25 protein-coding genes and 1 other RNA gene are annotated in these 25,615 nt (G+C 30.3%); 7 read left to right on the top strand and 19 right to left on the bottom strand.

Features of this window, described 5'->3' with window-relative positions:
• Position 1: 1 nt before the first annotated feature.
• From IM744_RS16525 to ssrA, 5 genes are all read right to left on the bottom strand, one after another.
• The gene (locus IM744_RS16525) at positions 2–2,005 is read right to left on the bottom strand and encodes an ATP-binding protein (RefSeq protein ID WP_194509279.1); all 2,004 of its coding nucleotides are present in this window, start codon (positions 2,003–2,005) and stop codon (positions 2–4) included.
• Positions 2,005–5,643, bottom strand: coding sequence for an Eco57I restriction-modification methylase domain-containing protein (locus IM744_RS16520; RefSeq protein ID WP_194509278.1), 3,639 nt, complete (start codon positions 5,641–5,643; stop codon positions 2,005–2,007). Before IM744_RS16520 ends, IM744_RS16525 begins: the two co-directional genes overlap by 1 nt.
• Positions 5,643–8,882 carry a helicase-related protein gene (locus IM744_RS16515; protein ID WP_241738359.1) on the bottom strand — a complete coding sequence of 1,080 codons (3,240 nt, stop codon included), beginning with the start codon at positions 8,880–8,882 and terminating at the stop codon, positions 5,643–5,645. The genes IM744_RS16520 and IM744_RS16515 overlap by 1 nt, the downstream gene beginning before the upstream one ends.
• A 209-nt stretch (positions 8,883–9,091) precedes the next feature.
• Positions 9,092–9,373 carry a helix-turn-helix domain-containing protein gene (locus IM744_RS16510; protein WP_194509276.1) on the bottom strand — a complete coding sequence of 94 codons (282 nt, stop codon included), beginning with the start codon at positions 9,371–9,373 and terminating at the stop codon, positions 9,092–9,094.
• Between the two features lie 127 nt (positions 9,374–9,500).
• Positions 9,501–9,896, bottom strand: a transfer-messenger RNA (tmRNA) gene (gene ssrA, locus IM744_RS16505).
• Positions 9,897–10,133: 237 nt separating this feature from the next.
• On the opposite strand from ssrA, the gene IM744_RS16500 reads away from it, so the two are divergent.
• The 3 genes from IM744_RS16500 (at position 10,134) to IM744_RS16490 (ending at position 12,404) form a co-directional block, all read left to right on the top strand.
• Positions 10,134–10,346 (top strand): hypervirulence associated TUDOR domain-containing protein, encoded by a 213-nt coding sequence (locus IM744_RS16500; RefSeq protein WP_194509275.1) that lies wholly within the window; start codon positions 10,134–10,136, stop codon positions 10,344–10,346.
• Between the two features lie 68 nt (positions 10,347–10,414).
• Positions 10,415–11,620 (top strand): NAD(P)-dependent oxidoreductase, encoded by a 1,206-nt coding sequence (locus tag IM744_RS16495; RefSeq protein ID WP_194509274.1) that lies wholly within the window; start codon positions 10,415–10,417, stop codon positions 11,618–11,620.
• Positions 11,610–12,404 carry an SDR family NAD(P)-dependent oxidoreductase gene (locus IM744_RS16490; protein ID WP_194509273.1) on the top strand — a complete coding sequence of 265 codons (795 nt, stop codon included), beginning with the start codon at positions 11,610–11,612 and terminating at the stop codon, positions 12,402–12,404. The genes IM744_RS16495 and IM744_RS16490 overlap by 11 nt, the downstream gene beginning before the upstream one ends.
• Before the next feature lie 26 nt (positions 12,405–12,430).
• Here the strand turns inward: IM744_RS16490 and IM744_RS16485 are convergent, their stop codons facing one another.
• The 10 genes from IM744_RS16485 to IM744_RS16440 all read right to left on the bottom strand — a co-directional run bounded on the left by IM744_RS16485 (position 12,431) and on the right by IM744_RS16440 (position 18,498).
• Complete coding sequence (locus tag IM744_RS16485) at positions 12,431–13,138, bottom strand: hypothetical protein (RefSeq protein ID WP_194509272.1); 708 nt, start codon at positions 13,136–13,138, stop codon at positions 12,431–12,433.
• A gap of 5 nt (positions 13,139–13,143) precedes the next feature.
• Positions 13,144–13,800 (bottom strand): DUF1361 domain-containing protein, encoded by a 657-nt coding sequence (locus IM744_RS16480; protein ID WP_194509271.1) that lies wholly within the window; start codon positions 13,798–13,800, stop codon positions 13,144–13,146.
• Positions 13,788–14,171, bottom strand: coding sequence for a ribosomal maturation YjgA family protein (locus IM744_RS16475; protein WP_194509270.1), 384 nt, complete (start codon positions 14,169–14,171; stop codon positions 13,788–13,790). Before IM744_RS16475 ends, IM744_RS16480 begins: the two co-directional genes overlap by 13 nt.
• Complete coding sequence (locus IM744_RS16470) at positions 14,168–14,797, bottom strand: SanA/YdcF family protein (protein WP_194509269.1); 630 nt, start codon at positions 14,795–14,797, stop codon at positions 14,168–14,170. Before IM744_RS16470 ends, IM744_RS16475 begins: the two co-directional genes overlap by 4 nt.
• A gap of 5 nt (positions 14,798–14,802) precedes the next feature.
• Complete coding sequence (locus IM744_RS16465) at positions 14,803–15,090, bottom strand: hypothetical protein (RefSeq protein WP_194509268.1); 288 nt, start codon at positions 15,088–15,090, stop codon at positions 14,803–14,805.
• A 1-nt stretch (position 15,091) separates the two neighbouring features.
• A complete protein-coding gene (locus tag IM744_RS16460) occupies positions 15,092–15,592 on the bottom strand; it encodes a Coq4 family protein (RefSeq protein ID WP_194509267.1) in 501 nt (166 codons plus the stop codon).
• A 9-nt stretch (positions 15,593–15,601) separates the two neighbouring features.
• Complete coding sequence (locus IM744_RS16455; RefSeq protein WP_194509266.1) at positions 15,602–16,039, bottom strand: hypothetical protein; 438 nt, start codon at positions 16,037–16,039, stop codon at positions 15,602–15,604.
• Positions 16,039–17,442: a DUF4153 domain-containing protein gene (locus IM744_RS16450; RefSeq protein WP_194509265.1), complete on the bottom strand. Its 1,404-nt coding sequence runs from the start codon at positions 17,440–17,442 to the stop codon at positions 16,039–16,041. The genes IM744_RS16455 and IM744_RS16450 overlap by 1 nt, the downstream gene beginning before the upstream one ends.
• Positions 17,443–17,511: 69 nt before the next feature.
• Positions 17,512–17,808 (bottom strand): winged helix-turn-helix domain-containing protein, encoded by a 297-nt coding sequence (locus tag IM744_RS16445; protein WP_194509264.1) that lies wholly within the window; start codon positions 17,806–17,808, stop codon positions 17,512–17,514.
• Between the two features lie 57 nt (positions 17,809–17,865).
• Positions 17,866–18,498, bottom strand: coding sequence for a hypothetical protein (locus tag IM744_RS16440; protein ID WP_194509263.1), 633 nt, complete (start codon positions 18,496–18,498; stop codon positions 17,866–17,868).
• 91 nt (positions 18,499–18,589) lie between these two features.
• Here IM744_RS16440 and IM744_RS16435 point away from each other — a divergent pair, with 91 nt between their 5' ends.
• Positions 18,590–18,949, top strand: a complete 360-nt coding sequence (locus tag IM744_RS16435) for a DUF1801 domain-containing protein (protein ID WP_194509262.1) — start codon at positions 18,590–18,592, stop codon at positions 18,947–18,949.
• A 3-nt stretch (positions 18,950–18,952) separates the two neighbouring features.
• On the opposite strand, the gene IM744_RS16430 is transcribed toward IM744_RS16435, so the two are convergent.
• From IM744_RS16430 to IM744_RS16415, 4 genes are all read right to left on the bottom strand, one after another.
• Positions 18,953–19,426: a GNAT family N-acetyltransferase gene (locus IM744_RS16430; RefSeq protein WP_194509261.1), complete on the bottom strand. Its 474-nt coding sequence runs from the start codon at positions 19,424–19,426 to the stop codon at positions 18,953–18,955.
• Between the two features lie 3 nt (positions 19,427–19,429).
• On the bottom strand, positions 19,430–20,290 hold the full coding sequence (locus tag IM744_RS16425) for a hypothetical protein (RefSeq protein ID WP_194509260.1): 861 nt from the start codon (positions 20,288–20,290) through the stop codon (positions 19,430–19,432).
• A gap of 61 nt (positions 20,291–20,351) precedes the next feature.
• The gene (gene kdsA / locus IM744_RS16420) at positions 20,352–21,170 is read right to left on the bottom strand and encodes a 3-deoxy-8-phosphooctulonate synthase (protein WP_194509259.1); all 819 of its coding nucleotides are present in this window, start codon (positions 21,168–21,170) and stop codon (positions 20,352–20,354) included.
• Between the two features lie 51 nt (positions 21,171–21,221).
• Entirely contained in the window at positions 21,222–21,581 is a 360-nt protein-coding gene (locus IM744_RS16415; protein WP_194509258.1) for a hypothetical protein, read from the bottom strand.
• Positions 21,582–21,904: 323 nt separating this feature from the next.
• Here IM744_RS16415 and typA point away from each other — a divergent pair, with 323 nt between their 5' ends.
• From typA to IM744_RS16400, 3 genes are all read left to right on the top strand, one after another.
• Positions 21,905–23,704, top strand: coding sequence for a translational GTPase TypA (typA, locus tag IM744_RS16410; protein WP_194509257.1), 1,800 nt, complete (start codon positions 21,905–21,907; stop codon positions 23,702–23,704).
• Between the two features lie 75 nt (positions 23,705–23,779).
• Complete coding sequence (locus IM744_RS16405) at positions 23,780–23,995, top strand: hypothetical protein (RefSeq protein WP_194509256.1); 216 nt, start codon at positions 23,780–23,782, stop codon at positions 23,993–23,995.
• Positions 23,979–25,358: a class I SAM-dependent methyltransferase gene (locus tag IM744_RS16400; protein ID WP_194509255.1), complete on the top strand. Its 1,380-nt coding sequence runs from the start codon at positions 23,979–23,981 to the stop codon at positions 25,356–25,358. The genes IM744_RS16405 and IM744_RS16400 overlap by 17 nt, the downstream gene beginning before the upstream one ends.
• The last annotated feature ends 257 nt before the right edge of the window (positions 25,359–25,615 follow it).

The raw sequence follows: 25,615 nt of genomic DNA, 5'->3' as shown, positions 1-25,615 counted from the left end.
ATTACAAAACAAAAGCAATCATTTTTCTATGGATAAAATCGTAGCGAAATGAAATTTCTGCTTTATCAACAATTTCTTTCAAACCCCATATACTATTTTCAATTTTAGTGTTTTCTAAAAATAAATCAACTGTATTCGGCAACAAACTATGATTCACATTTGTATCTATTACTTTCCCCAAAGAATGTATTATAGGCTTCTTAATATTATACTTCATTATTTTAGATGTGTTAACATCTAAAAAATTGATGTTTTTAAATGACCAGTTTAGAATTTTACATTTGGGAAGCAATACCTGTTTATCTCCTACTTCAAATAGATTTAGTGTAAAATCTGACACTAATTCTAAATGCAATAAATAATTTTCAGAATGATGTTTATATATCAATTTCATTCCTTTACCAAGTAGTATTGTTTTTTCTGGAATAGGGCATTCTCTTTTAATTTTATCAACTAACTGAAAAGCCCTGTCTAATTCAAATTTATATAAAGGTGATGAAATTGATTGAAAATGGGCTTGAGGATTTAAAACCATCAATTTCGTTTGAGAAAATAATTCTTTTAAATCTTTCGATATTGGTTTTTTAAGAGAGGAATATCTTTCAATTAAATTATTCCATAAGGTTTGTAAAGACAAAAATGTACCATCTGTTTTAAGTTTTAATTCATCAGGTAATCTCTTGTTTACTAATTTTTCTATTTCTTTTCTAATATAAATAGCAGAAGCTGTAAAGTCTCTTGCTTCGTAATATTTTTTAGCTTTATCTATAAACTCTAATTCACTCTCGATGATAATTGGATATTCTTTATTAGTAAGCTCATTTTTACCAGTGTACATCTCTTTACATACCCAATTACTCATATTATCCCACTTGCCAATCTTATAAGCCAAAAAATCATAAAATGACTTATCGTGAGTAAGAAAAAGTAGTTGATAGTCTTTTGTGAAATCATTATTAGGATTTAATAGAAAATCAAGTAGTCTATCTCGATTATTCATATCTAAACTAATCATAACATCATCAAATACAATAAACTTAAGAATATCCCCTGCTTCTGAATTTATTCGTTTTTTTAGTATTGTTAGACGAATTGCAATTGCAATTGCTGTAATTTTAGCTTCATTTAAAAATGATTGAGGTCTATTAATTGTTATAGGCGTACCTAAATAACTTGTTATTTTAAAAAGTATTTCAAACTTTTTATGATCGTATTTTGTATACCCTTTATACGGTATTACTTCGCTATAATCTAACTCAAAAATAATATTATACCCCAACTTTTTAAGTATATCAGGCGCATTAACATTTATAAAGTCAATTAAACCTTTCATTTCATCATTAAAGTGAGATACAAAGTTGTTAAAAGTGGTGTTTTCAAGGCTGTTTTTGTAAACCTGAATTGGTTTACCGCTGTCATTAGTTGTTTTACCAGGTCCTTTTTTAATTTCCTTATACATATCCCAAGCATTAGTATAAGTTACTGAGTTTCCATTACGGATTAATTCTTTTGCTGGAAAGTTGATATAAGAAAGTATATGACCAATAAAAATATCGGCTAAATCCATTTTCTTTCCATTCCAGAAGTCTTGAAATTTATAGAGTACTTTATAACTAATAAAGTCTGAAGCTTGATTAATCTCTCTCGCTACAGTATCATCTTTAATAGTCGTATCTATTAAAGAAACATTATACTCCAATGGTGGCTTATGTTTTGTCTTTACATTTATAAAAGAATCATAAAATAAAGACTCACCAGTATATATTGGTTCTGTATGAATATTTACTAATGATTGAGGATGAACAGAATGATGTTTGAAATACTTTTCTATATCTTCCTTGTGCTTTTGTGAAGCCTCAAAAAGTGTATATAATGCCCAATAAATAGAACTTTTACCACTACCGTTTTCACCATATAGCAATAAATGTTTACCATCTAATTTTATCGGTTCTTGCTCATTAAAAAACTTGAAATTATATATTTGTAAAGTATCAATTCTGCTCATTAGTTAACAGATTTTCTAATAACAGCTAAAGTATCTTTACTACGTGTTTCAATTAATAAAATTCTTTGACGCACCTCATTTTCTGGTTTTTGATACCATAAATAAAAGTCTTTTATAATCTCACCTATTTTTATTTCTTCTTTAACATCTTCAATAGGTTGCGGATTTATAAATTGTAAAACATTTAAACCTTTTTCTTTCATATGATCTTCAAAATATAATTCATAAATCATCATATCTAATACTTCCTGTATATGTGAAGCTATTCTTTCATTCGAAGTATGACTTATAATATCTACGTGTTTTTTATTGAACAAAAACAATAAATAGGATACTAAAACTATTAATGGACTTTCGTTTTGTATTTGTGAAATAGGAATTTCCGATAGAGGTGTTGCATATAATTCGAGGGTCTCACCTTTTCTTTTGCCCTTATTATACAACCAAAAATAAATTAATTTACTATTTAATAAAGCCAGTAGATACTTTGTATTAATATTATTAGGGTTTGTTAAAAAGAAAACATCTCTTGAAGAAAATACAGGCTCTTTTGAATAGGCAAAATTGTTACTTAATGAGCGATAAGGCACAATTATTTTATCCTCTGAATTAAATATTCCAATTTCTCTTGGTCGATGAATACTAAACCAAGGCCAAGTGGGCTCATTATACCTATGCTTTTGGTCATCAATGATTGCTTTGAATCTTTTTAAATGATTAACAATGTTTGGAATTAATTCAATATTAGTTTCCCAATCCGTATAAATTAATACATCATTACTCTTCTCATAAATATAATTTTTAATACCACTATTTTTAACAAATGGTTTAATTAAGGATTTTTCATATTCATTCAGATTTAAAGACCTAAATTCATTTAATGTCAAAACAAATACCCCTTCATTTTTGATTAAACCTCCATTAAAGTCTTTTAAATGCTTATTCGTAACCTTACTTATGGTTATATCACATCCTGAATTAATTTTCACAAAGTCTTTGAGTAGTTTATGATTACTCTTTATTTTGCTTAATACAATAGATGTAGGACTTGATTTAGATGAACTAATTCTTATGTAACTATTATTACCTTCAAATATATTATTTGAATAAAAATATTTCGTATCAACATCTATATTTAATAAAATATCAGATAAAATCGCTTTATCATATAGCGCTTTTCTGTTGGTGTTTATTATTTTACAGTCAACATTATTCGCTTTAGACTTCTGTAAAATTGTAACAATATTATGTTGACCGTAAGCACTATCAAAAATCTTAAATTCGTTGAAATTAACAAGAGTAAGAGGGGAAGTTTCCTTTTTAAAACTTTCGCGCAATTTCACAGCACCGTCTGCTGTTAAATAATAATTTGTAGTAATAAATGTGCTAATCCCTTTTTCTTTTAACATATCAAAACTGATATGAAAAAAGAAATAAAACAAATCCATTTTTGCTTTATAATGTTTTTTTAAAAACCCTTTTTTTACATCTTGAAATAGTTCTTTATTCCCCTTTTCTCCGAGGTAAGGTGGATTTGCGATTACAATATCAAAACCTGTATTTTCATTTACAATAGGATTTAATATTTCTGGAAAGTCTAATCGCCAATCAAAATGATGAAAAAGCTTATTATTAGTTTTTAATACATTTATTTGCTTTAATGTACGTTTCCAGCTATCTATTTCATCATTTCTATGTTTTTGAGCATTTGATAGCTTCTTACCTTTTTGAATATCAAAAGGATTTGTACTGATCATTAATTCTAATTGCTTACTTAATATATTAAGTTTTAGTAAACGAATTTCTTTAGTTAATCTTGGTTTATTACTGTTGTTAGCTGTGAAATATTCTTTTTGTTTTTTAGAGATTTGTTTTAGTAAGACTTGTATATCTTCTTGGTAAGGGTTCCCAAATAAATTACTTTGAGTACCTTCATCTACTTCCCAATCAATTTCAATAATTTCATCACCAAACTTACTTACCAATGAATTACCTACTACAATTTTATAGGCTAAATTGGGTAACGGTTTAGGTTCTTCCTCATCAACAATTAAACTCAACCAAAAACGTAATTGGGCAATATCTACAGCTCCTTTTTCTATATCTACACCATAAATAGAGTTTTGTATAATGTTTTCTTTTACGGTAGCTGGACTCCAAACTATAAAACCTAAATCGAAAGCAATACGTTCTTTTATAGCAAATATCTCTTGAAGCATACCCATTGGGAATGCTCCAGAACCAATTGCTGGGTCGCATATTTTTACTTTATCTAAAAGGTTATTTATTTCATTTAGTTGCGTATCTGTTAATGCTTCTTTATTTTTTTGTTTTACAAATTGGTTAATACTTTCTTTGTTGTTAACGCCTAAATGTGTTGCCAAATACTCTATTAAGGATTCTTGTGTCATATACTGCACAATTTCCTTTGGTGTATAAAAAGCACCTTTATCCTTATTATCTTCAAGTAGGTTTTCAAAAATGTGACCTAACATTTCTGGGTCAACTGCAATAGTATGCTCCTCTGGACTGTTCTCGTAAATGGTAAAATTAAAGCGATTAAAAAACTCAAATAAGTCTGCAAACAATTCACTTGGAAACACCAAATGGTCAAACTTTTCAGACTCCTTCTCAAACAAACCACCATTTAAATAAGGGATTTTAACCACCTTACCATCAGGCATCGTAAAATCGTCATTAGTTCTTTTTTGATTTAATGTAGCGTAGAATAATTTAGATAGCCAAACAGGATAAAATGAATCATTTTCACCCGCTTCTTTAAAAAAATTCTGTATAAAATTTTTATCTCCGTTTCCTTCTTTATAACTGATGTTTTTAGCTCCTAACCAGCCTTTTTTCTGAATAAAATATAGGAATACAATTTGCCCTAACAACTTTTTACAAAAATCTCTTGCGTCCTTTTTATCACCATTAAACACAGATGCTAAAAAAAGGGATGGATTTTGAACTTTGACTAAATTATATTTCCCACCTTTCTTTTGAAACTCTTCACCTGTTAAGTATTTTACAAAATTTGCATAATGTGTTTCTCTATATTCATCGAAAAATTCTTTTGACATTGCCTCAACAGCGAATGCATCTTGAATATCTTTTACCTTGATTTGAAACTTACTATCTAACTCTTTAAAGCGGTCGATTGCTGTACGATAGGTTTCATCTTCATCACCAAAAACATAGGTGTAACGTTTTGGGTTAGTTTCTTTGGTTTGTACTTTACCTTCTTCAAAAAAACTATCGTAAGCAATAAAAGAGAAACGCCAATGCTTATTTATTACATCTTCATACTTAAATGTTGCAAATGCTGCGTTATTTCCAATAATTAATTTTTTAACTATAGCACCTAAACCTACACGTGCAATTTTTACTTTACTATAATCTTCAACGGTTACTTCGTATAATTCAATTTTACGGTTATCGTGTGTATTAAACTCACCATATTTTACAACTCTTTTAGCTGTACGTTTTTCCGTTTCTGATAATTCAAGTTCTTGTTCACCATCTGCATCATACAATTCAAAATCTTTTACAGATTCTTTAAATATTGGGATCAAAACATTTTGCACAAATGCATCTCGATTATAATTCTCTTTGAATATTTGGATTAAAGTACTTTCCATTATTTATTTTCGATGTAGGATTCTGATATTACAATTTGTGGTTTGCTAAATAGTGATGCTCTTTGCTGTTTTATTCTTGCAGTATCACTAAAGTTCATCTTTTTTAAAACCTCATTAAACACTTTTTCAACTACTTTTTGGGCATCATTTTCTGTGTTTGATTTAAAAAATTTATTCAATTTATTAGGTAGTTGCCTATGTGAACCCTTATAAATTTCGTCTAAAGCTCTTTGCAATTGATTTTTAATAAATTCATTTTCTGCAATACCAATGAAATAACTTAAATCCTTAATTGCACTCTTTTCAATAGCCGATAATTGCGCTTTTGTTACATTTTTGGTTTCAATGTTTTTTGCAACTGTTTTAAAGTGAGTTAAGGCTTTGGTTACTTGTTTATGATGATTGTCTGGTAATTTAATTGCCTTTTCTTTAGTATTTGCTTTAAAAATAGTTGCAGCGTTTACAAAGGTTAACTCGTGTACAACATTATTTTCATCAGTTTTATAAAACACCCCAGGATGTCCTTCACTTTTTATATATGTAATTGAAGCATTATCTACATTTATAAAAGAATCTACATTATTCGATTTACGAGCAATACGAGATTTTTTAGGAATGCTTTTGATTTTATTAAAAGTATTAAGATGCTTCTTTTTGAAACTTCTTAATTCTTGTAAAAACAATAATGTTTCATTTAATTCCTCTTTAAGTTTAGAACCATATAAACCAGCTTCACCAACTTCCTCTAATTGTGAATATATTTGACTATCCTCACCAAAAGCACTATGAAATGCTTGTAGTTTTTTAATAGCTGTATTGGTTAATTTTATTTGATTGTCTGACTTATCTGATGGATAAAAATTGAAAACGTGTATTTCATCTGCTTCTGTACCAATACGGTTTATACGTCCAATACGTTGCATAAGTCTTGTTGAGTTCCAAGGAACGTCATAATTAACAATGACATTAGAACGATGCAGGTTTATTCCTTCCGCTAATACTTCAGTTGTAAAAATTAGGTTGTAATCATTTTTCCAATCTGCTTTATCTTGATTTGCATCAAAATTCTCTAATATGGTAGGGAATTTATCTTTTCTATTAGCTGCACTAATCGTCAATATTTTTTTAATTCCTATATCATTTAACGAATCACTCAAATAATTAATTGTCTCTTTGGATTCAGAGAATATCACTAATTTACCAGAATGATTATTCTTTTTGTTTAAGAATTTAGTTTTTAAATCTGTAATGAATTTATCTAATTTTGGGTCGTAATCAATTTTAGCCCATTCATCAACTAACAGTTTTATTTTCTTTTCATCGCCTTTTAATAACTCGATAAAATCCTCTTTAAAATCTTCATCACCATAGGTTTCGTTATTTCCACCTTTTTCATTCATTTTCTTTTCTAACTCATCTTCTTTACCTTCATTAAGATATTTATTCACGTCAACGTCTGGTGCAATGTAAACTTTACCATCCTCGAACATCTTAATCATATGATTTGTGTTCTTATGTAACCTTGACAATGACATTTTAAAAGCGTAGAAGCTACTTTCTAAACGTTTTACTAATAACGTTTTCATAATTGCAGCTAACCTCTTTGAAATGGATTCTACATTCCCATATTTTTTTCTGTCTTCTTCGTTTATTAAAAACTCAATTGCCCTATATCTATAAAAACCAATACCATCAGCAGGATTTCTATTTTCATCCATTGATGTTAACATCGTAATTGTGGTATCGAATAATTGACTTAAATCATCGTCAAATTCGTATCTAACTTCGTTAGGTGGATTTATTTTAGGAAATACAATGCCTTGTTCGGTTATATCTTTTTTAAAGTCTTCATTGTTTACAATGTCTGTACGACTTCTTCTTATTACTAAAGGTTCTATTACTTTATCTCTGATTTTATCGAAAATAGCTTTAACCTTTTCTATATCAAGAATATCATCTTTTTTTAATTCATCATACTCATCTTTTAGAGGTGTGAAAAATGATTGTAAATCTTTTACACTTGGAAGATTCGCATTTCTTTTATCTTGAAATAAATAGATTTGATTTTCTATATCAGCAGGATGATTATTTAATGGCGTAGCAGAAAGTAACATTACTTTTTTACGAGTATCACCATTAGATCCTGGTATTCTTCTATCTGTTTTTGTAATAGTCTGTAACTTCTCATACATATTAGAGGTGTCATTTCTAAATTTATGAGCCTCGTCAATTATAATTAAATCGTATTCATTTGGATTAGGGTAATTTAGATACTTATCTTCTAAAACCTTGTGAAGACTTCCTGTTGATACAAAGTAAGTATTGTTGTCTATATGAAAATCTTTAATTGTTGTTTTCCAGTTATCTTCTAATGCAGGTGGATATATTACTAAAATTTTAGAGTGATAGCCATTTTCAAAAATAAACTTCTTTGCTATTATTGCAGCAACAATTGTTTTACCTAAACCTACAACATCTGCTAAAAAGAAACCGTTGTATTTCATTAACTTCTCATAGCCTTCTATTGCAGCTTCTGATTGATAGGTAAGTCTTAAATATTTATCTGGTAATAGTAAATCTATATTTGTTGGGTCGTACTCAATACGCTTTCCAAAATATTCTATTAATAATTTGATGTAAAGCTCAAATGGTGTGAAGTTGTCATTTAAGAATGTTTCCTCTTTTAATCCAGAAATATCAACAGGTAAAATATCTATTGATTCACTCCAAAGTAATTCAAACTCTTCAGATGCAAAACGAATATCATCGTAATCTCGTAACTCTACATTAAATTCATAATTCGACTTTTCACGAGAACCTAATCCAGATTCGGTAAGATTTGAAGAACCTGTTATTACGCTTCCTGTAGAATATTCATTAAATTCTTTAGGTTTAAAAATATAGATTTTAGCGTGTAGGTTTTTCTCTGGATGTGCTTTTATTGTTATCTTTTTATTTACAATATCCTTTATGAACTGCACAATACCATCTTCAATTTCCTTAGAATAGTCAGCATCTTGAATATCTTTTTTTAGAGCCTCTATAAATTGGTCTTTCGTTTCTTGTGGATCTTTAAGATATTGTTGCCCTACAGAATGATACTTTTCTAAAAGTAAATCTACATTTATACCAACTAAAATGCGAATTTCTGGGATGTTCTCTAAATATGGTCTTAGCTTAAAATAGCCTGTGGCTCTGAAATAGCCTACTAAAGCATCGAAATTATGTATGTTCGGCAAGTTATTAAAAACTCCCTCGAACTTTTTTAATAAACTGTTATTTGATTTATTAGTGAAAAACTTTGTTGACATTCAGTATATGATATTATAAAACCATAAAAATATAAATCTTTTTTGTGGTATTTAGGAATAATTCCAAGTAAATATTGAAACACAAGAACCCATTGGGTTAATTGGGTTCTGTTGGGTTAAAATAATGAGTTAGATATTTATTTGTTTAGTAGAACTAATGCTTTTTCAATATCGCTTCTCTTATAATATCTACGATTACTAATTCCGTAGCATTTAATTTTCCCTTTTTTAGTCCAACTCCATAATGTAGATAAATCGATTTTTAGATATTCGGCTGTTTCTTTTCTGGTCATTAAGCTTTCAGGATCTTGAAAACGAGAATGAAGTTCTTGTTGATTTAAAATATCTGCTATTGCTGTTATATTTTCTAAAATTAATTCTACAGCTTTTGGCATATCCTCAAATTTGATATTTTTCATATTACTATTTTAGTGTGTTAATATTTTTTAAGTAAGGAATTTAAAACAAGTTATTAACATCAGATTTGTCACCTCATTTGTCACCTAAAAACATAAAACCCTGTAAACAAGTTATTTACAGGGTTAATTGTGGAGTCGGAGAGAATCGAACTCTCGTCCAAACAAGCTATTAAAGAGCCTTCTACACGCTTATTCTTTCATTAGGTTTTCGATTATAAGCTGGCAAAAGACAACCCACTTATAACTTATCTTCTTAATCTCGAAAGTGCATCAAAGCGCCACACGATCTAAGTTAATATTTTCGATGCCTCTAATAAGAACGCCATTAACCAAGGCTTTCTGGAGACATTTAGCACTCCTACCTAGTAGGACGAGGCTTAATCTTACTGTAATTCAGATTATGCAGCTAAAGCGTAGTTATTCTCGCCGATTAAAAAGTTGACCTAGCCTTTTACGTGTTTCAAAGTCATTACACGACGTGCTTACCGTTCAATGAGTCTCGCTGTCAAAACCAGTCGACCCCATTTTAGTAATTATTTTAGCGTTCCCTTTCAGGTCAGGCTTTCGGTAGTCGCTCTCTGCGAGGAGCTCCAACAATACCTCAATCCTTAACGCACTCACCCAATCAACTGTAATAACAGTAAAAAGGTGTGCGAAATTACTAAAAATAGTAATGCAAATGCTATACCAAACCCGTTTTATAAAACTATTAAGAAAAATTGTCAGTTCTAATTCTTAATTTTAAGTAAAACTCAATAGAATGATCAAAAAAGGAACACAAGTTAAATGGAATTGGGGAAACAGTACAGCTTCAGGAAAAGTTCAAGACACTTACACCAAAAAAGTAACTAAAACCATAAAAGGCAATGAGGTAACTCGCAATGGAGAAGAAGGTAACAAAGCATTATATATTCAGCAAGAAGATGGAGATTGTGTCTTAAAATCTGAAAGTGAAGTAGAACGCATAGATTAATTTCTTAAAGCAATAATTGACTTGCTAAAACGGTAAAATCAGCTTATTTTCGTGTAAAATTATCACACATGAAATTTGCTATAATCAAAGAACGTAAAAACCCACCAGATAGACGTGTGGTTTTCTCACCCGAAAAATTAAAAGAAGCACAATTACAATTTCCACAAGCAGAATTTGTAGTCGAGTCTTCAGATATTCGAGTGTTTTCAGACGAGGCTTATCGAAAAGCAGGATTTACTGTCACAGATGATGTGTCAGACTGTGATGTGATGATTGGAGTTAAAGAAGTTCCGCTTGACGCACTCCTTCCGAAGAAAAAATACTTTTATTTCTCACATACCATAAAGAAACAACCATATAATAGAAAGCTATTGGTTGATATGCTCAATAAACATATTGAGATGTATGATCATGAAACTATCGTTAAACAAAGTGGAGCAAGACTCATAGGTTTTGGACGTTATGCTGGATTAGTTGGAGCTTACAATGGTTTTAGAGCCTTAGGATTAAGAGATGGATTATTCAATCTTCCAAAAGTAGAAACGCTTGCAGATTTAGATGAGGTTAAAGCAGAATTAGATAAAATCACCTTACCAAACATTAAAATACTCCTTACAGGTACTGGGAAAGTAGCACTTGGAGCAAAAGAAATTTTGGACCATTTAAAAATTAAAGAAGTCAGCGATACATTATACTTAACATCTCAATTCACTGAGCCTGTTTATGTCATGGCAGATGTCATGGAATATGCCAAACGTAAAGATGGTAAAGTAGGAGATAAGTTTGCGTTTTATAAAGACCCAACAGGTTACGAAAGTAATTTTATGCCTTACGCTAAAGAAACAGATTATTTTATTGCAGGACACTTTTATGGTAATAATGCACCTTATTTGTTTACAAGAGAAGATGCTAAACATCCCTATTTTAGAATCAATTTAGTAGCAGACGTCTCATGTGATATTGATGGACCTGTGGCTAGTACAATAAAACCATCAACAATCGCAGATCCTTTTTATGGATATGATCCTCAAACTGAAAAAGAAGTTGCTTTTGATGCAAAAGGAGCAATTACAGTAATGGCAGTAGATAATTTACCTTGTGAATTGCCAAAAGATGCGAGTGAAGGTTTTGGAGATATGTTCTTAGAGCATGTGATTCCTGCCTTTTTTAATGACGATGCTCGCGGAATATTAAAACGCGCAAGAATGACAACCGCAGATGGTAAGCTAACTGAACGTTTTAAATACCTTCAGGATTATGTAGATGGAGAATAACACAAAAACCGCTTTAGTAACAGGAGCAGCTTCAGGATTAGGATTTGAGTTAGCGCTTCTATTGGCTAAGGATGGTTATCATCTTATTTTAATTGATATCGATTCAAAAAAATTAGAAGAAGCAAAAACCAATATCCTAAAAATACATCCTATCAAAATTATCTTGCTGGTAAAAGATTTGAGTTTAGTAAATATTGCTCAAGAGATTTATGATGAGATTAATAATACTGAAATAGATATTGTCATAAATAATGCTGGTTTTGGAATGTTTGGTACCTTTTACGATACAGATTGGGAGCGCGATTTGGAAATGTTGCATTTACATATTATAACAACCACACATTTAATAAAACTTATTTTACCAGATATGGTAGAACGAGGTTCTGGTAAAATTTTAAATTTATCATCTTTAGCAGCTTTTCAACCAGGTCCTTTAATGGCTTTATATTATGCCTCTAAGGCTTATCTTTTATCTTTTTCACAAGCCATTTCAAACGAATTAAAAGGGACAGGAGTTAGTGTTACTGTATTATGTCCTGGCCCAACTAAAACGTCATTTCAAGGTGTGGTTTCAGAAGGTTGCGATGACAACAAAATAACTTTTAATATGGCATGTCCAAAGGATGTTGCTGCTTATGGATATAAAGCGATGCACAATCGTAAAGTTGTTGCAATACCTGGACTTTTTAATAAATTTTTATCCATACTACCAAGAATGCTGACTAGAAATAGGACGACAAAAATTGTTAGGAAAATCCAAGATAAAAATAGAAACACAAATTAATTAACTTCTAATTGTAGTAACAATCTTTAAATAGGATGATACTCAACAACTTTTGAACCAACATTATTAAGATCTAAATAAAAGTAATGTGTTTTGTCTTTTTTATCAAATTCCCCATTACCATCTATGTCTTCTATAGTTTTGAAATAAAGCTTGTTAGCCTCTAAAATTGTTTTCCATGTTACTAAATCCTGTCCGTTAGGTGATAGCTTTCTAAATTCTGTTCCGTTTAAATTACTAATATATAGAGATTCTAAATCATTATAATCAAGCTCGCCATCTGCATTAGTGTCTTTATCTGTGAGGTTATATACAAAATAACCGTTTTCTGTTTTTTTATAAACTTCACGAAGAAAATTCATGGAGTGAATATTGAGTATGTTTTTAGTTAACGATTTTAGTTCATTAGAATCTATATGTTGAAATTTTACATTTGAAATGTTTCCACTAATCCTATTTTTACTAAAATTTGTAAAAGAAATATCATCTGATGAATAACTACCACTAGATCCTATATATTCAGACCTGCGTTTATGAGTCGTATAATTCCCAATTAGATGAATCATATATGAAGTGCTATCTATAACAAAGGGTAACTCTGCAATAGCTACAGTTTTGCTTTCTTTTTTTACTTCGGAAACATCTTTAGTTTCATCTACTACTTTTCTGTTGTCTTGTTTTGTACAGGCAGAAATTGAAATTAGGATAACGAGAATTATGATATAGTTTTTCATAAGTTTTAAATTTTAGAGTTAGAAAAAGCCTTAAGCATCCAATAAGATACTGCCAAAAAGCTCCCAAAAGTTAAAGTGAAGATCCAAGCTTCTATATTAGGTTGAAATACGATATTGAATATATCTCTAAAGATATTTAATGGATTATTGATGATTTCCCAAGAATTGTGTCTTAAGAAACGTCCAAGATAAATGCCAAAGGCTGTGAGCCCAAAAATTGAGAACATTAATGGAGTGAGCAATTTAGAATTAAGATGTTGTTTTAGGAGTTTTTCCATATCTGATAACGATAAGAAAAACAATATCAAACCATTAAAAGCAAATGACATAATGACCAATATATCTAACCATAAAAAACTTTGGTCAGTTCTTGTTAAATGCATTAAATCTGTCACGAGATAAGGTGCATTTGGGAGAAAGAGGAGCCAAATTCCGAAGAAAAAAAATAACACCAATTTATTAACTTTCTTAGAGCTTGTTAATCCTGTTGTTATCGCAAATGGTATGATGGCTAGAAATAAATTCCAGATTAAAAATAACAAATAAAAGGATTGATGTATTTTCATTCTAATCATCAATAAGACTATACTCAATGCCATTGAAATGGTTAATAATGAGATGATTTTAAATCTATTGAATATTAATGTTTTTATAGTTTCCATGAGCTATTTGTTTTTATGTCGATTAAAAAAATGGTGATGATGCCTAGGCTATAGGCAATAAGATCTGATGTTTCAAAAGTGCTTCCTAAAACAATGACTGCGAGTTTGTTGTCTCTAAGGTTTAGATAATCTAAAAGATTGTAGAGTTGTAAAAATTCAATACTAAAAGAGATGATTAAAACTATTAATGCGATATAAATAGGTTTGGTTTTAATAAAGCTTCTAATAGCGCAATACATTAAAATGACCACCAAATAATCACCAAAGGTGTGTCTAATAAAACCTTTGGTTAGAAATGCTGCTATGCAAATTTCCGTAGAAAATAATAGCAAGCTGGAGGCAAAAAAGGGTTTGTTGAATTTGATGGTCATTTAATTTCTATTTTATCACCTAAAAATTTAGGTTCTACGTTAAACAATATGTCTATTGATGCTTTTGCTCTTGCTAGATATTCGCGAAGTTGTACTTTGAGTCCGTAACGACCAGAAACATCTTGAGCATTAAATGCCACAGCTTTAATGTTGTTATGTTTTGCTAAATAAATAGCACGTTCGTTATGAAATTGCTGAGATATGATTGTAATTGAACTTTGACCGAAAATTTCTTTAGATCTAATAACAGAGTCTAAAGTTCTAAATCCTGCATAGTCAAGGAAGATTTTATCTTCAGGTATGCCTAAAGCAATCAAGTCGTCTTTAAAAGTTGTGGGCTCGTCATAACTTGAGCTTCCGTTGTCTCCACTTATTAAAACAAATTCTATTTTTCTTGCGTTGTAAAGTTCTACAGTTGCATTGATTCTATAGGTGTAATACAAGTTGATATTTCCGTTAGAAAGAAATTTTGAAGTCCCTAAGAGGAGTCCGACTTTGTTCTCTGGTATGTCTTCAACCGAATCATAGATATAGTCTTCTGCTTGTGAGTTTATCATATAATTAGTCATCATTAAACCCAGTAAGATGAAGATGGCAAGCAGTAGTAAAATTTTAAGTTTTTTCATAAGTTTTAATCAATGAGTTTCATAACAATGAGAAAATAGAGATAAGCAATTGGTATGTTTATTAAAAGCACACCAATAGCTTTAAGCGTTTTAATTCTGTTGGTTTTAAAAATTAAAACCAGAAGTAGTAACCCTAAAACTATTATGTTGACTATAACAGAAAAGTACACGTAATAGTATCCAAATAATGTAATTTCAAAGATGCCTTTGAAACAAATTTGAAGTATCAAAAAAAGTGTGCCAATTATAAAGAAAAGCGTTGCTACTACAATAGCTGTTTTTAGTCTATCCATTTCAATTAAAAATTAAAGTTTGACGTTGTTTCTTTGAAAATATGGCATCTCTAAAATCATCGATATTAACATGTAATAACTGCTTGTAGTCAAAATGATGAAAAGGGTTAGAGCGCTTGCCAATATGATAGGATTGATTATAGTATTTGTAATAATCTGGTAGAATGATAATTCCTAGAATCATAGAACCATAGAGGTATAAGCTGCGTTTTCCGTTACCAAAACATAAACATTGCAATGCAATTTCGTCTTCTACTTCTGTACCATAACCGGTTAAAGTATGATAGGCATCATGACGCTCTACTTTTGCAATGAGTTCAAACCCATGTTTGTTTAAAAATTCTCCCAAATGCCTCCCAAAAGAATGTATTGGATAGGTGAGGAGTTGTTTGCGAGAAATCCCCCAAGCTTTTTGTTTTTTAAATAGTTTGATATATATGTTTTGAGAATGCTCAAAAAGCCATTCTATCAATTTTTTTCTATGTGTTCTAAGTAAGTTCATGTGTGTTTATTATTTTTCAATTGTCACATGCTGTTCGCAATTAATCAGTTGTTTTGGGTTATCATGACTATTAGTATTTGTGTTTTCTTTTGCGAACCAAACCCAGGATTGATTCGTGGTGATGTAAGCAGATATGCAAAATGCAGAAAAGTATAGGTCATAGTCTGAAGTGATAATTCCATAACAGCATAAACCAAAAGTTATGCATGTGTAATACGGAAAACACATTTTAAAGACTTGTGCTTTTGTGTAAATTTCATTTTTAGCAGACCAAAAAAACGGACAAATACTAGCAACAATCACTATAAGTACACACAAGAATATTGGGATGTAGGATAGTAATACAAATGGCATCATATTCATTTCAAATTCTTTGCTCCAAATAATGATCCAAAAAATCACAGATGCTAATAAGCTAGATTTTGCAAGGTTTCCTGGTAAATTCATTAGTCTTTTGTTTTATCAAGTTTTTCTAAATTGGCTACTATTTCATAATTAAATTCTTGCCAATCTCGTTGAGATAAATGCAACATGTAATTGTTATATTTAGTTTCAATTCTGTTTTTATTTTCCTGAGAGATGACTATGTTATCTTTTAAATTATAGAGAATCACAGCATTTCTGTCGGTTAATTTGATGAGGTAATCAACATCATACGCTTTCGCTTTTGTGAGGTTGTATTTGGTGATGGTAGCATCCCAATTGATCATGCTGCAAACAATGAGCACAACAAATGCTATTTGTGTATTTCTTCGGAATAAAAAAGCAAGGTTTTTAATCTTCAATACTTTTAAGAATGTTGTTACAAGTCCAATAAACGTTAGTAATATATAGATGTGAACTCCAATACGTTTATAAGTCAAACCAAATGAAGTAATGTAAATTTGATTTTTAATTGTTATTAAAATGATTAGAATGATGTTAAGAATAATCCATGAAAAAGCGATGTTTTTGAGTGTTCTGTTTTCAGCATAAAAATTAAGATTTCCTCTAAAAAAGTAAAGAATAATGCCAATTGCGATGATGATTGAGGCGATTAATGTGTTAATCCCACTATGAACATGGTTTGATAATTCAGATGCTTTTGTGGTTTCAATAGATGAGAGCGACATCACGTCTGTGATAATATAAAAGACCAATAAAAGGTTTAATAGTCCTAATAATGTGGTGCCTAACTGCTTTTCCTTTTTTAGTTTTTCTTCGGAAAAATGATCAGATTTATATAACTCATTTTCGGTTTTTAAATCTAATGAAGTTGCAGGTTCAACTTGGATAGGTTTTGAAATATTATTAAATAAATAATAGCCTAAAACGGTAAAGAGAACCCATTGAATATTAATAAAGTCAAAATTTATTTGTGAAATTAAATCATTGAATATTGGATTTCCATTTTTATAAAGCAGAATGAATACAATCACAAAAACTAAAGGAATACCAATAAGTTTTGCCCAATGAGCGAGATCAATATCTTTTTTCCAATTTACTTTTTGGGTGTCTTCATTTTTATCAAAATTTCTCTGAATAATGCCTGCAATTGTTGTGTAAATCCCATTAAACCATTGTACATAAATAGAAGATGAGGTTTCTGAAACCGTACCAACTAACGTAAAGAACGCTGCGCAATTTGCTATAACCGATAAATAAGAATGATTAATAAATACAAATATCGCTGTTAATACATAGGCAAACGTATGAAGTAATATTGTTTTATTCTTGAATTTAATTGGATTATAAAAAACAAGAAAAGCGATAGTTATTAAAGAGAATATGGATAGGTTTAGTCCAATGCTTCTGTCATAAAAGAGAATGCTAAAAAGTAGGGAAGTGATAATGATTGCGAGTTGTTTCATGAGTTTATATTTATTGGTTCTTGTAGTTGTAAAGTACTTTGTATTTCAAAGTAAATATGTAAAAAAAATCTATTGTCCTTTGTGTATTAATTTTTCTAGTGCTTCAATATGTTTCTTAAATTCTGCTTTACCTAATTGTGAAGCAGAGTAACGTGTGTTTGGTTTTCTACCAATAAATTGTTTTTCAACAGTGATATATGCTTCTTTTTCTAAGGCTTTGGTATGGCTTGCTAGATTACCATCTGTAGCTCCTAACAATTCTTTCAGCATATTGAAATCTGCATATTCATTAACCATAAGAATGGACATAATACCTAGTCTTATACGATGATCAAATGCTTTGTTAATGTTAGTTATGATGCTCACTTATAATATTTAGTGTTTAAAAATTAAAGTTAGTTAAAACTTAAGTTCAAAATGATTTTACTTATTAACTCTATCGTATTTAAAGTGCATAATTGTTCCGTAGATAATATGGCAAACACCAAAACCCAAAGCCCAAAAAAACAATCCGTAGCCCAAAAAGTAAGTAGATATTAAGCCAACAATCAACATCGTTATTCCCAGTGACCTTACATATCCTAAAGTGTATTTACTAGCATTGATTAACGCCAAACCATAAAAAATCATAGTGAGTGGTGCTACAAAAGCATAAACGCCTTTATCCATTAATATAAGTATAAACAATCCGCCAGTTACTAACGGAATTGCAAAATTAATCAATAAACGTTTTGAAGTTGAATCCCACAGACTTTCATTCTGTGTCTTAGCTTTAGAGTAACTCAAAACAATCCCAGTCATCATAGCTAGTGCAACCACTGAAAATGCTATTATAAAAATTTGAATGATGCGATTTTCGGTTAAAATCAAAGTACGATAGCCATCAATGGTAATAATGTTGTTAGCGTAAATGATACGATAACCTAAATAGGCTCCAATGAGTGCGTATATGCCTGCGAGTATTCCAGATAATCCACTAATAGATAAAAACCTTGACGATTTATTCATCATGTTTTTTATTTCTGAAATATCTTTTAAATAATTATTTGAGTCCATATAAAAGTACTTTGAAATACAAAGTAAATAAATTTAATTGAATAAAACGAGATAAATTTTTGTTAATTTTGAAATACTCAACTTAGTTATAATGAAACCAGCAGAAGAATACATACTTAAACAGCATGAGCCTTTTAAATCCATACTGTTGCATTTACAAATACTAATTGAGCATACATTTCCTGAGTCTCATTTAGAATACAAATGGAAATTGCCTTGTTATTATATAGAAAAGCGCCCAATATGCTATTTAAACCAAAGTAAAGATTATGTAGATGTTGGTTTTTGGCATTCGGCACATTTGACAAAATATACAGAGCATATGGTTTCTGAAAACAGGAAAGTAGTCAAATCCATGCGTTACAAATCCTTAGATGATATTGATGATCAATTATTCATCAATATCCTAAAAGAAGTAGAAAAGCATAAGAATAACTCGTTCTTAAAATAAGAGTTATAATTCTTTAGAGAAAATGGAATAAGCAAATCCCTTGCCTTTATATGATTTCTTTTGTTTTTTGATTTGTTCAAAGTAGTGAGAATCAAAAAAATCAACTGAAGTTATACTAGAATCTGCATTTATGACTTCATAACCTTCTGCCATGATTTGAGATTCTACAATACGTAATAATTTAGAGCCAATTGTTCGTCTTTGGTAGTTTTTATGAACATAAATTCCATCCAAATGGCAACCTTTGGTCACGTGAGCAAAACCAACAATTTCATTCCTATACTCGGCCACAATAAAATAAAGATTATTAATACGTTCTTCCCAAATTTCTGTGTCGTCTGCTCCAGATGACCAGATTTCTATTTGTGTTTCAGAATAATCTCTACTATTTATAGCACGAACCGTATCTCTAAAAATTGAAGTGATTTCTGGTAAATCGTCCAATATTGCTTCTCTAATTTCTATATCTTTTATCATAATTTATAGTCTAAAAATTCCACCAATAGAAATTACACGTTGTAAAAATAGAAAATGCTGAGATGCTTTTTCATTAGTGTTACTGGTTGTTCTTATATCATTCATGTTGATGAAACCACCTCTTAAATCTGTTTGGATATAAAAGTGCTTAAAAAAGGTGAAATTAAGCCCAACATTTAAAGATACACCATAACCAGCAAGATGAAATTCATCATAGCGATCTTTTTTTAATAATGTTGTATTTGTTTTTGGGTATAAAACTCCTCCACCAACACCTTCAGTAATATTCAACTGAAAAATGTCTGTATTTTGAATGCCAAAAAGCTTTGAAATATCATCTACTCTGGAGAATTCTGCGTACACATAATTCAAACCGTTAGTATGTTCAAATATTAGAAAATCTTCAGATACAAAAGTAGCATCATTGTCATAAGTACCGTTAAACTCACTTCCAACTTCAGTGTCTGGTAAATCAATATAACCATCAATAACTTTTGTTTGATTATCTACCATTACATATTTCATGTGGTCAACATTTAATGATATAGTGTAATGATCTGAAATATAGTAACCGAGTCTAAAGTTCGTTTGAGGGATTGTCATTCTCGTTGGATTTGCATAATCAATATGCCAGCCTTTTGGTTTGTCTACTGCAGATGCATCTTTGATTGTAAAATCATAATTATCACCTTGAAATCTAATATCAGACTTTGAAAAGGATTCTCTATTTCCTCCCCAACTTATAAAAAACTTACCTTTATTAGTTGACGTATATTTTTTAACATCTACATCTTGAGCACCAATATTATTGATAGTTAAGCTTGTAATAAGTAAAATTAAAAGCTTAGTTGATTTAATTCTCATTAAGTAATTCTATTTGTTTGTATAAATATGTGAGTCGTATAAAAAAGAGAATACTTAAAAATTAAAGAGAATTTATAGTTTTTCTAATTGCAACCAAGTTGGTTAATAAGTGTTCAAGGTTATCTAGGTGCAACATATTTGCGCCATCGCTTTTAGCATTAGCAGGATCAAAATGTGTTTCAATAAATAGACCATCTACATTATTTACAATACCAGCTCTGGCAATAGTTTCTATCATATCTGGTCGTCCACCTGTAACTCCAATACTTTGGTTAGGTTGTTGTAAAGAATGTGTGACATCTAAAACCGTAGGAGCATATTCTCGCATTGTAGGAATGCCTCTAAAGTCTACAATCATATCTTGGTAGCCAAACATGGTGCCACGATCTGTAATCCATGCTTTGTCGCTCCCAGAATCTTTAACTTTTTGAACCGCATGTTTCATCGCTTCTGGGCTCATAAATTGACCTTTTTTCAAGTTGACCACTTTTCCCGTTTTTGCAGCAGCAACCACTAAATCTGTTTGGCGAACTAAAAATGCAGGAATTTGAAGTATATCAACATATTCTGCAGCTTTTTCAGCATCAGAGATTTCATGAATATCGGTTACTGTTGGGATATCAAATGTTTGAGATACCTTTTGAAGAATTTTAAGCGCTTTTTCATCACCAATCCCAGTAAAACTATCAATTCTACTTCTATTAGCTTTTTTAAAACTGCCTTTAAAAATGTAAGGAATTTCAAGTTTATTTGTAATCGTAAGCACCTTTTCGGCAATACGCATAGCCATATCTTCACTTTCAATGGCACAAGGTCCACAAAGTAAGAAGAAGTTATTTGAGTTTGTGTGTTTCAGTTTAGGAACATCAGATAATTGCATATGCTTGAAAATTTAAAATTTCAGCAGCAAAGGTACAAATCACTACTGGGATTAGAAGCTTCTATTAAGACTATTTCTAATCATCCATAATGCCATGACAAAATTAGCAATAACGAAGATGCCACCATAAACCATAAACTGTTTTGCTGAATTTGATAGGTTCACGATATTAAAAATACTAGATAAGTATGCTAGAATCAAGTATGATGATAAACACACAAAGGTGATGCCTAGTGTGAAATTGAGTTTCTTATTTGGTTTAAATAATTGCCATAAAAATGGAATTCCAAATAAGAGAATAGGGTAGGCGGTTAAGCCATTACTTTGGTTGACATCTGTGAACCAATATATGATTACCGCTAAAAAATAGAAGTAAGGTACAAATTTTGAATATTTACTAATTGTTTCCATCTGTTGTGGGTTTCAGATGTAAATTGCCTAAAAATGGTTGGTTTTCAGGAGGCTATTTACTATTAATCATTAAGTTAACGAAAGATACGACTAGAAATTATCCTATTATAGGAGTATAACATTTTATTAACTAAAGCTTCGGAAATTTTAACACTTGAAGACTTTAACTTAAAATGTTTAATTATCAATTGGTTAGGTTTAAAGTGTAGAGTTTAAGAACCTTCCGAAGAACTTAATAAAATCACAATTTTAATAATTATACAAGTATAAGATTTTTTACAGAAATTAACGTACCTTTGCACGCTTAAAACAAGGCGTCTATTATGGCTAATATTAAAAACATTGCAATTATTGCACACGTTGATCACGGTAAAACTACTTTGGTTGATAAAATCATGTATCACTGTCAATTATTTAGAGAAAACCAGAATACTGGTGATTTAATCCTAGATAACAACGATCTTGAACGTGAAAGGGGAATTACAATTACATCTAAAAATGTATCTGTAATTTATAAAGATACTAAAATCAATATTATTGATACACCTGGTCACGCCGATTTTGGAGGTGAAGTAGAGCGTGTATTAAATATGGCAGATGGTGTTTTATTATTAGTAGATGCGTTTGAAGGCCCTATGCCTCAAACACGTTTTGTTTTACAAAAAGCTATTGATTTAGGTTTAAAACCTTGTGTAGTTATAAACAAAGTTGATAAAGAAAACTGTACTCCTGACGAAGTTCATGAGAAAGTATTTGACTTAATGTTTGAGCTTGGAGCAGAAGAATGGCAATTAGATTTTCCAACAGTTTACGGTTCAGCAAAGAACAATTGGATGAGTGACGATTGGAAAGATGAAACAGAGAATATCGAGCCACTTTTAGATATGGTTATTGAGCATATTCCTGCGCCAACAATTACAGAAGGAACAACGCAGATGCTAATTACATCACTTGATTTCTCATCATTTACAGGTCGTATTGCTATTGGACGTTTAACTCGTGGAGAGTTAAAAACAGGACAAAATATCTCTTTAGTAAAACGTGATAAAAGTATAGTAAAATCAAAAATAAAAGAACTTCATGTTTTTGAAGGTTTAGGTCGTTTAAAGGTTGAGAGTGTACAAACTGGAGATATTTGCGCAATAGTTGGATTAGAAGGATTTGAAATTGGTGATACTGTTGCCGATTGGGAAGCTCCTGAAGGTCTAAAAACTATCAATATTGACGAGCCAACAATGAGTATGTTGTTTACCATTAATGATTCGCCTTTCTTTGGGCAAGATGGAAAATATGTAACATCTCGTCATATTAAGGATCGTTTAGCTAAAGAATTAGAAAAAAACTTAGCGCTTAAAGTAGAAGATACGGATAGTGCAGATAAATTCATGGTTTTTGGACGTGGAGTATTACACTTGTCTGTTTTAATTGAAACGATGCGTCGTGAAGGTTATGAAATGCAAATTGGACAACCTCAAGTAATCATTAAAGAAATTGATGGTGTTAAATGTGAGCCTATTGAAGAAATGACAATTGATTTACCAGAAACAGTGTCTGGTAAAGCTATTGAAATGGTAACAATGCGTAAAGGTGAAATGTTAAGCATGGTTGCTAAAGGTGATCGTATGGTTTGTGAATTTATGGTACCTTCTAGAGGTATTATTGGTTTACGTAACCAATTATTAACTGCAACTCAAGGTGAAGCAATTATGGCTCACCGTTTTAAAGAATACCAACCGCTTAGAGGAGGAATTCCAGAACGTCAAAATGGTTCTTTAGTTTCTATGGAAAAAGGTCAAGCAATTCCTTACTCAATTGATAAATTACAAGATAGAGGTAAGTTTTTCGTAGATCCAGGTGAAGATATTTATGAAGGTCAAGTGATTGGAGAGAATTCTCGTGGTGATGATATGGCTGTGAATATTACTAAAACTAAAAAGATGAGTAATGTTCGTTCTTCTGGAGCAGATGATAAAGCTAAGATTGTACCTGCAATCAAGTTTTCTTTAGAGGAAGCTTTAGAGTATATACAAAAAGATGAGTATGTTGAAGTAACTCCTAACTTTTTAAGATTACGTAAGATACATCTTTCAGAAACTGATCGTAAACGTAATAAGAATAAATAATCTTATTTACATAATAGAAAAAAGGGAATCCATATTGGATTCCTTTTTTTGTTTTATATTTATAAAAATTTACAGATGACACATTTTCTATATTTTGATCCAGGTTTAGGAGCAATGATTATTCAGGCTATTGTTGCAGCAGTTGCAGGTGTGTTACTCTTTTCTAAAAACCTTTTGTATAAGATAAAATTGTTTTTAGGAATTTCTAAACCTAATGATGATGTATTTGATGACATTGATGTAAAAGATTCTGATATAGAAAGTAAATCAACTAGTGATAAGCAACAATAGACATCCTTCATCATTTAGAGATCCCTCTGGTTTTATATTTGTAGATCAAGGTATTGTAAAACGTTCGATTTCTCCGCTATATTTCAAGCCATATAAAGCACTTAAATCATCAAGTTTTTTTAAGAAACTGCAAAATGCAGGTTTATTGATTTTGCATGAGGAACTATTTGCTTCTAGTGAAGAAATTATAATCCAGCCAGAACAAATCTCATTCATGAATTACCCTTATGAATGGAGTTTTAACCAATATAAGGAAGCTGCTTTATTAACTTTAAAAATTCAAAAATTTGCTTTAGAGAATGGCTTTTCATTAAAAGATGCATCTGCATTTAACGTGACTTTTTATAAAGGTAAAATGGTATTTATAGATACATTATCATTTGATTTTTATAAGGAGAATTCGCCTTGGAGAGCATACAAACAATTTATATCTCATTTTTTTGGACCATTATTATTAGCAAAATATAACGGATTAGAATCCTTGAAATTAATGAATAGTTTCATTGATGGTGTCCCAATAAAAATGGTATCATCTATGTTACCATTAAAAACTAAATTGAATCCTTTTTTGTATTCAAATATTCATTTGCTAGCTAAATTTGAAGAGAAACATAATGAAGATTATAAAGGAGTCTCTAAAGAAAGTACTTTATCAAAAAAAGCACAATTAAATATTATAAAAGGGCTTTACGATTTTATAAAAAAAATGTCATTGAAAACCTCTAGTGAATGGGGAAATTATTATGAAAAAACCAATTATGCCAATGATGCTTTTGATCAAAAAGCTACGATTATTGATGGATGGATTAAGCAATTAGAGGCTAAAACAGTTATTGATGTTGGAGGTAATGATGGTACTTTTGTTAGAAAAATAAAACACGAGTTGCATGAAGCTTTGGTTTGTGATATAGATTATAATGCTGTTGATGCCAATCATAACTATGTAAAGACGCATAAAGAAACCTATATGTTGCCTTTTGTTTTTGATGTTTTAAATCCGTCAGCAAATATTGGATTTAATAATAAAGAAAGAGATTCATTCTTAAAAAGAATAAAAGCTTATGCACCAGATGTAACCATGGCTTTAGCTGTTATTCATCATACGACGTTAAGCGGTAATATTCCTTTTGAGATGTCTGCTGAATTTTTCTCAACCTTCTCTAAACATCTAATTATAGAATTTCCGAAGAGAAATGACTCTTGGGTACAACGTTTATTAAATACAAAGGGTGAATTCAAAACCCATTTTGATTTTTATAACATTGATAATTTTGAGTCCAGTTATTCTAAATACTTTTCTCTAGTAGAAAAAGTAGCGATTGATAATTCTGAGCGTGTGATGTATATCTATAAATCATTATAATTTTGAGGAAGGCTGTAATTGATTTTTTAAATAATAAAAAAGACTATATCATTTTAACAGGTTTAGCTGCTGGTATTTATCCTTTTTTGCACTATGTAAATACTCACTTTTTTATATTAAATTCAACAAGGCATATCTTGTTTTTTAGCACTCTGTTTTTGGTTCTACCCATTGTGATTACTTATCTATTTTACTATCTCTCGACAAAGGTTGTCCAATTACATAAATACAGAAAATTTGTACTCCCTTTTGTTAAT

The organism is Psychroserpens luteus (genome assembly GCF_015319355.1).
GTDB lineage: Bacteria > Bacteroidota > Bacteroidia > Flavobacteriales > Flavobacteriaceae > Psychroserpens > Psychroserpens luteus.
This window is presented reverse-complemented; position numbering and strand designations above follow the sequence as displayed.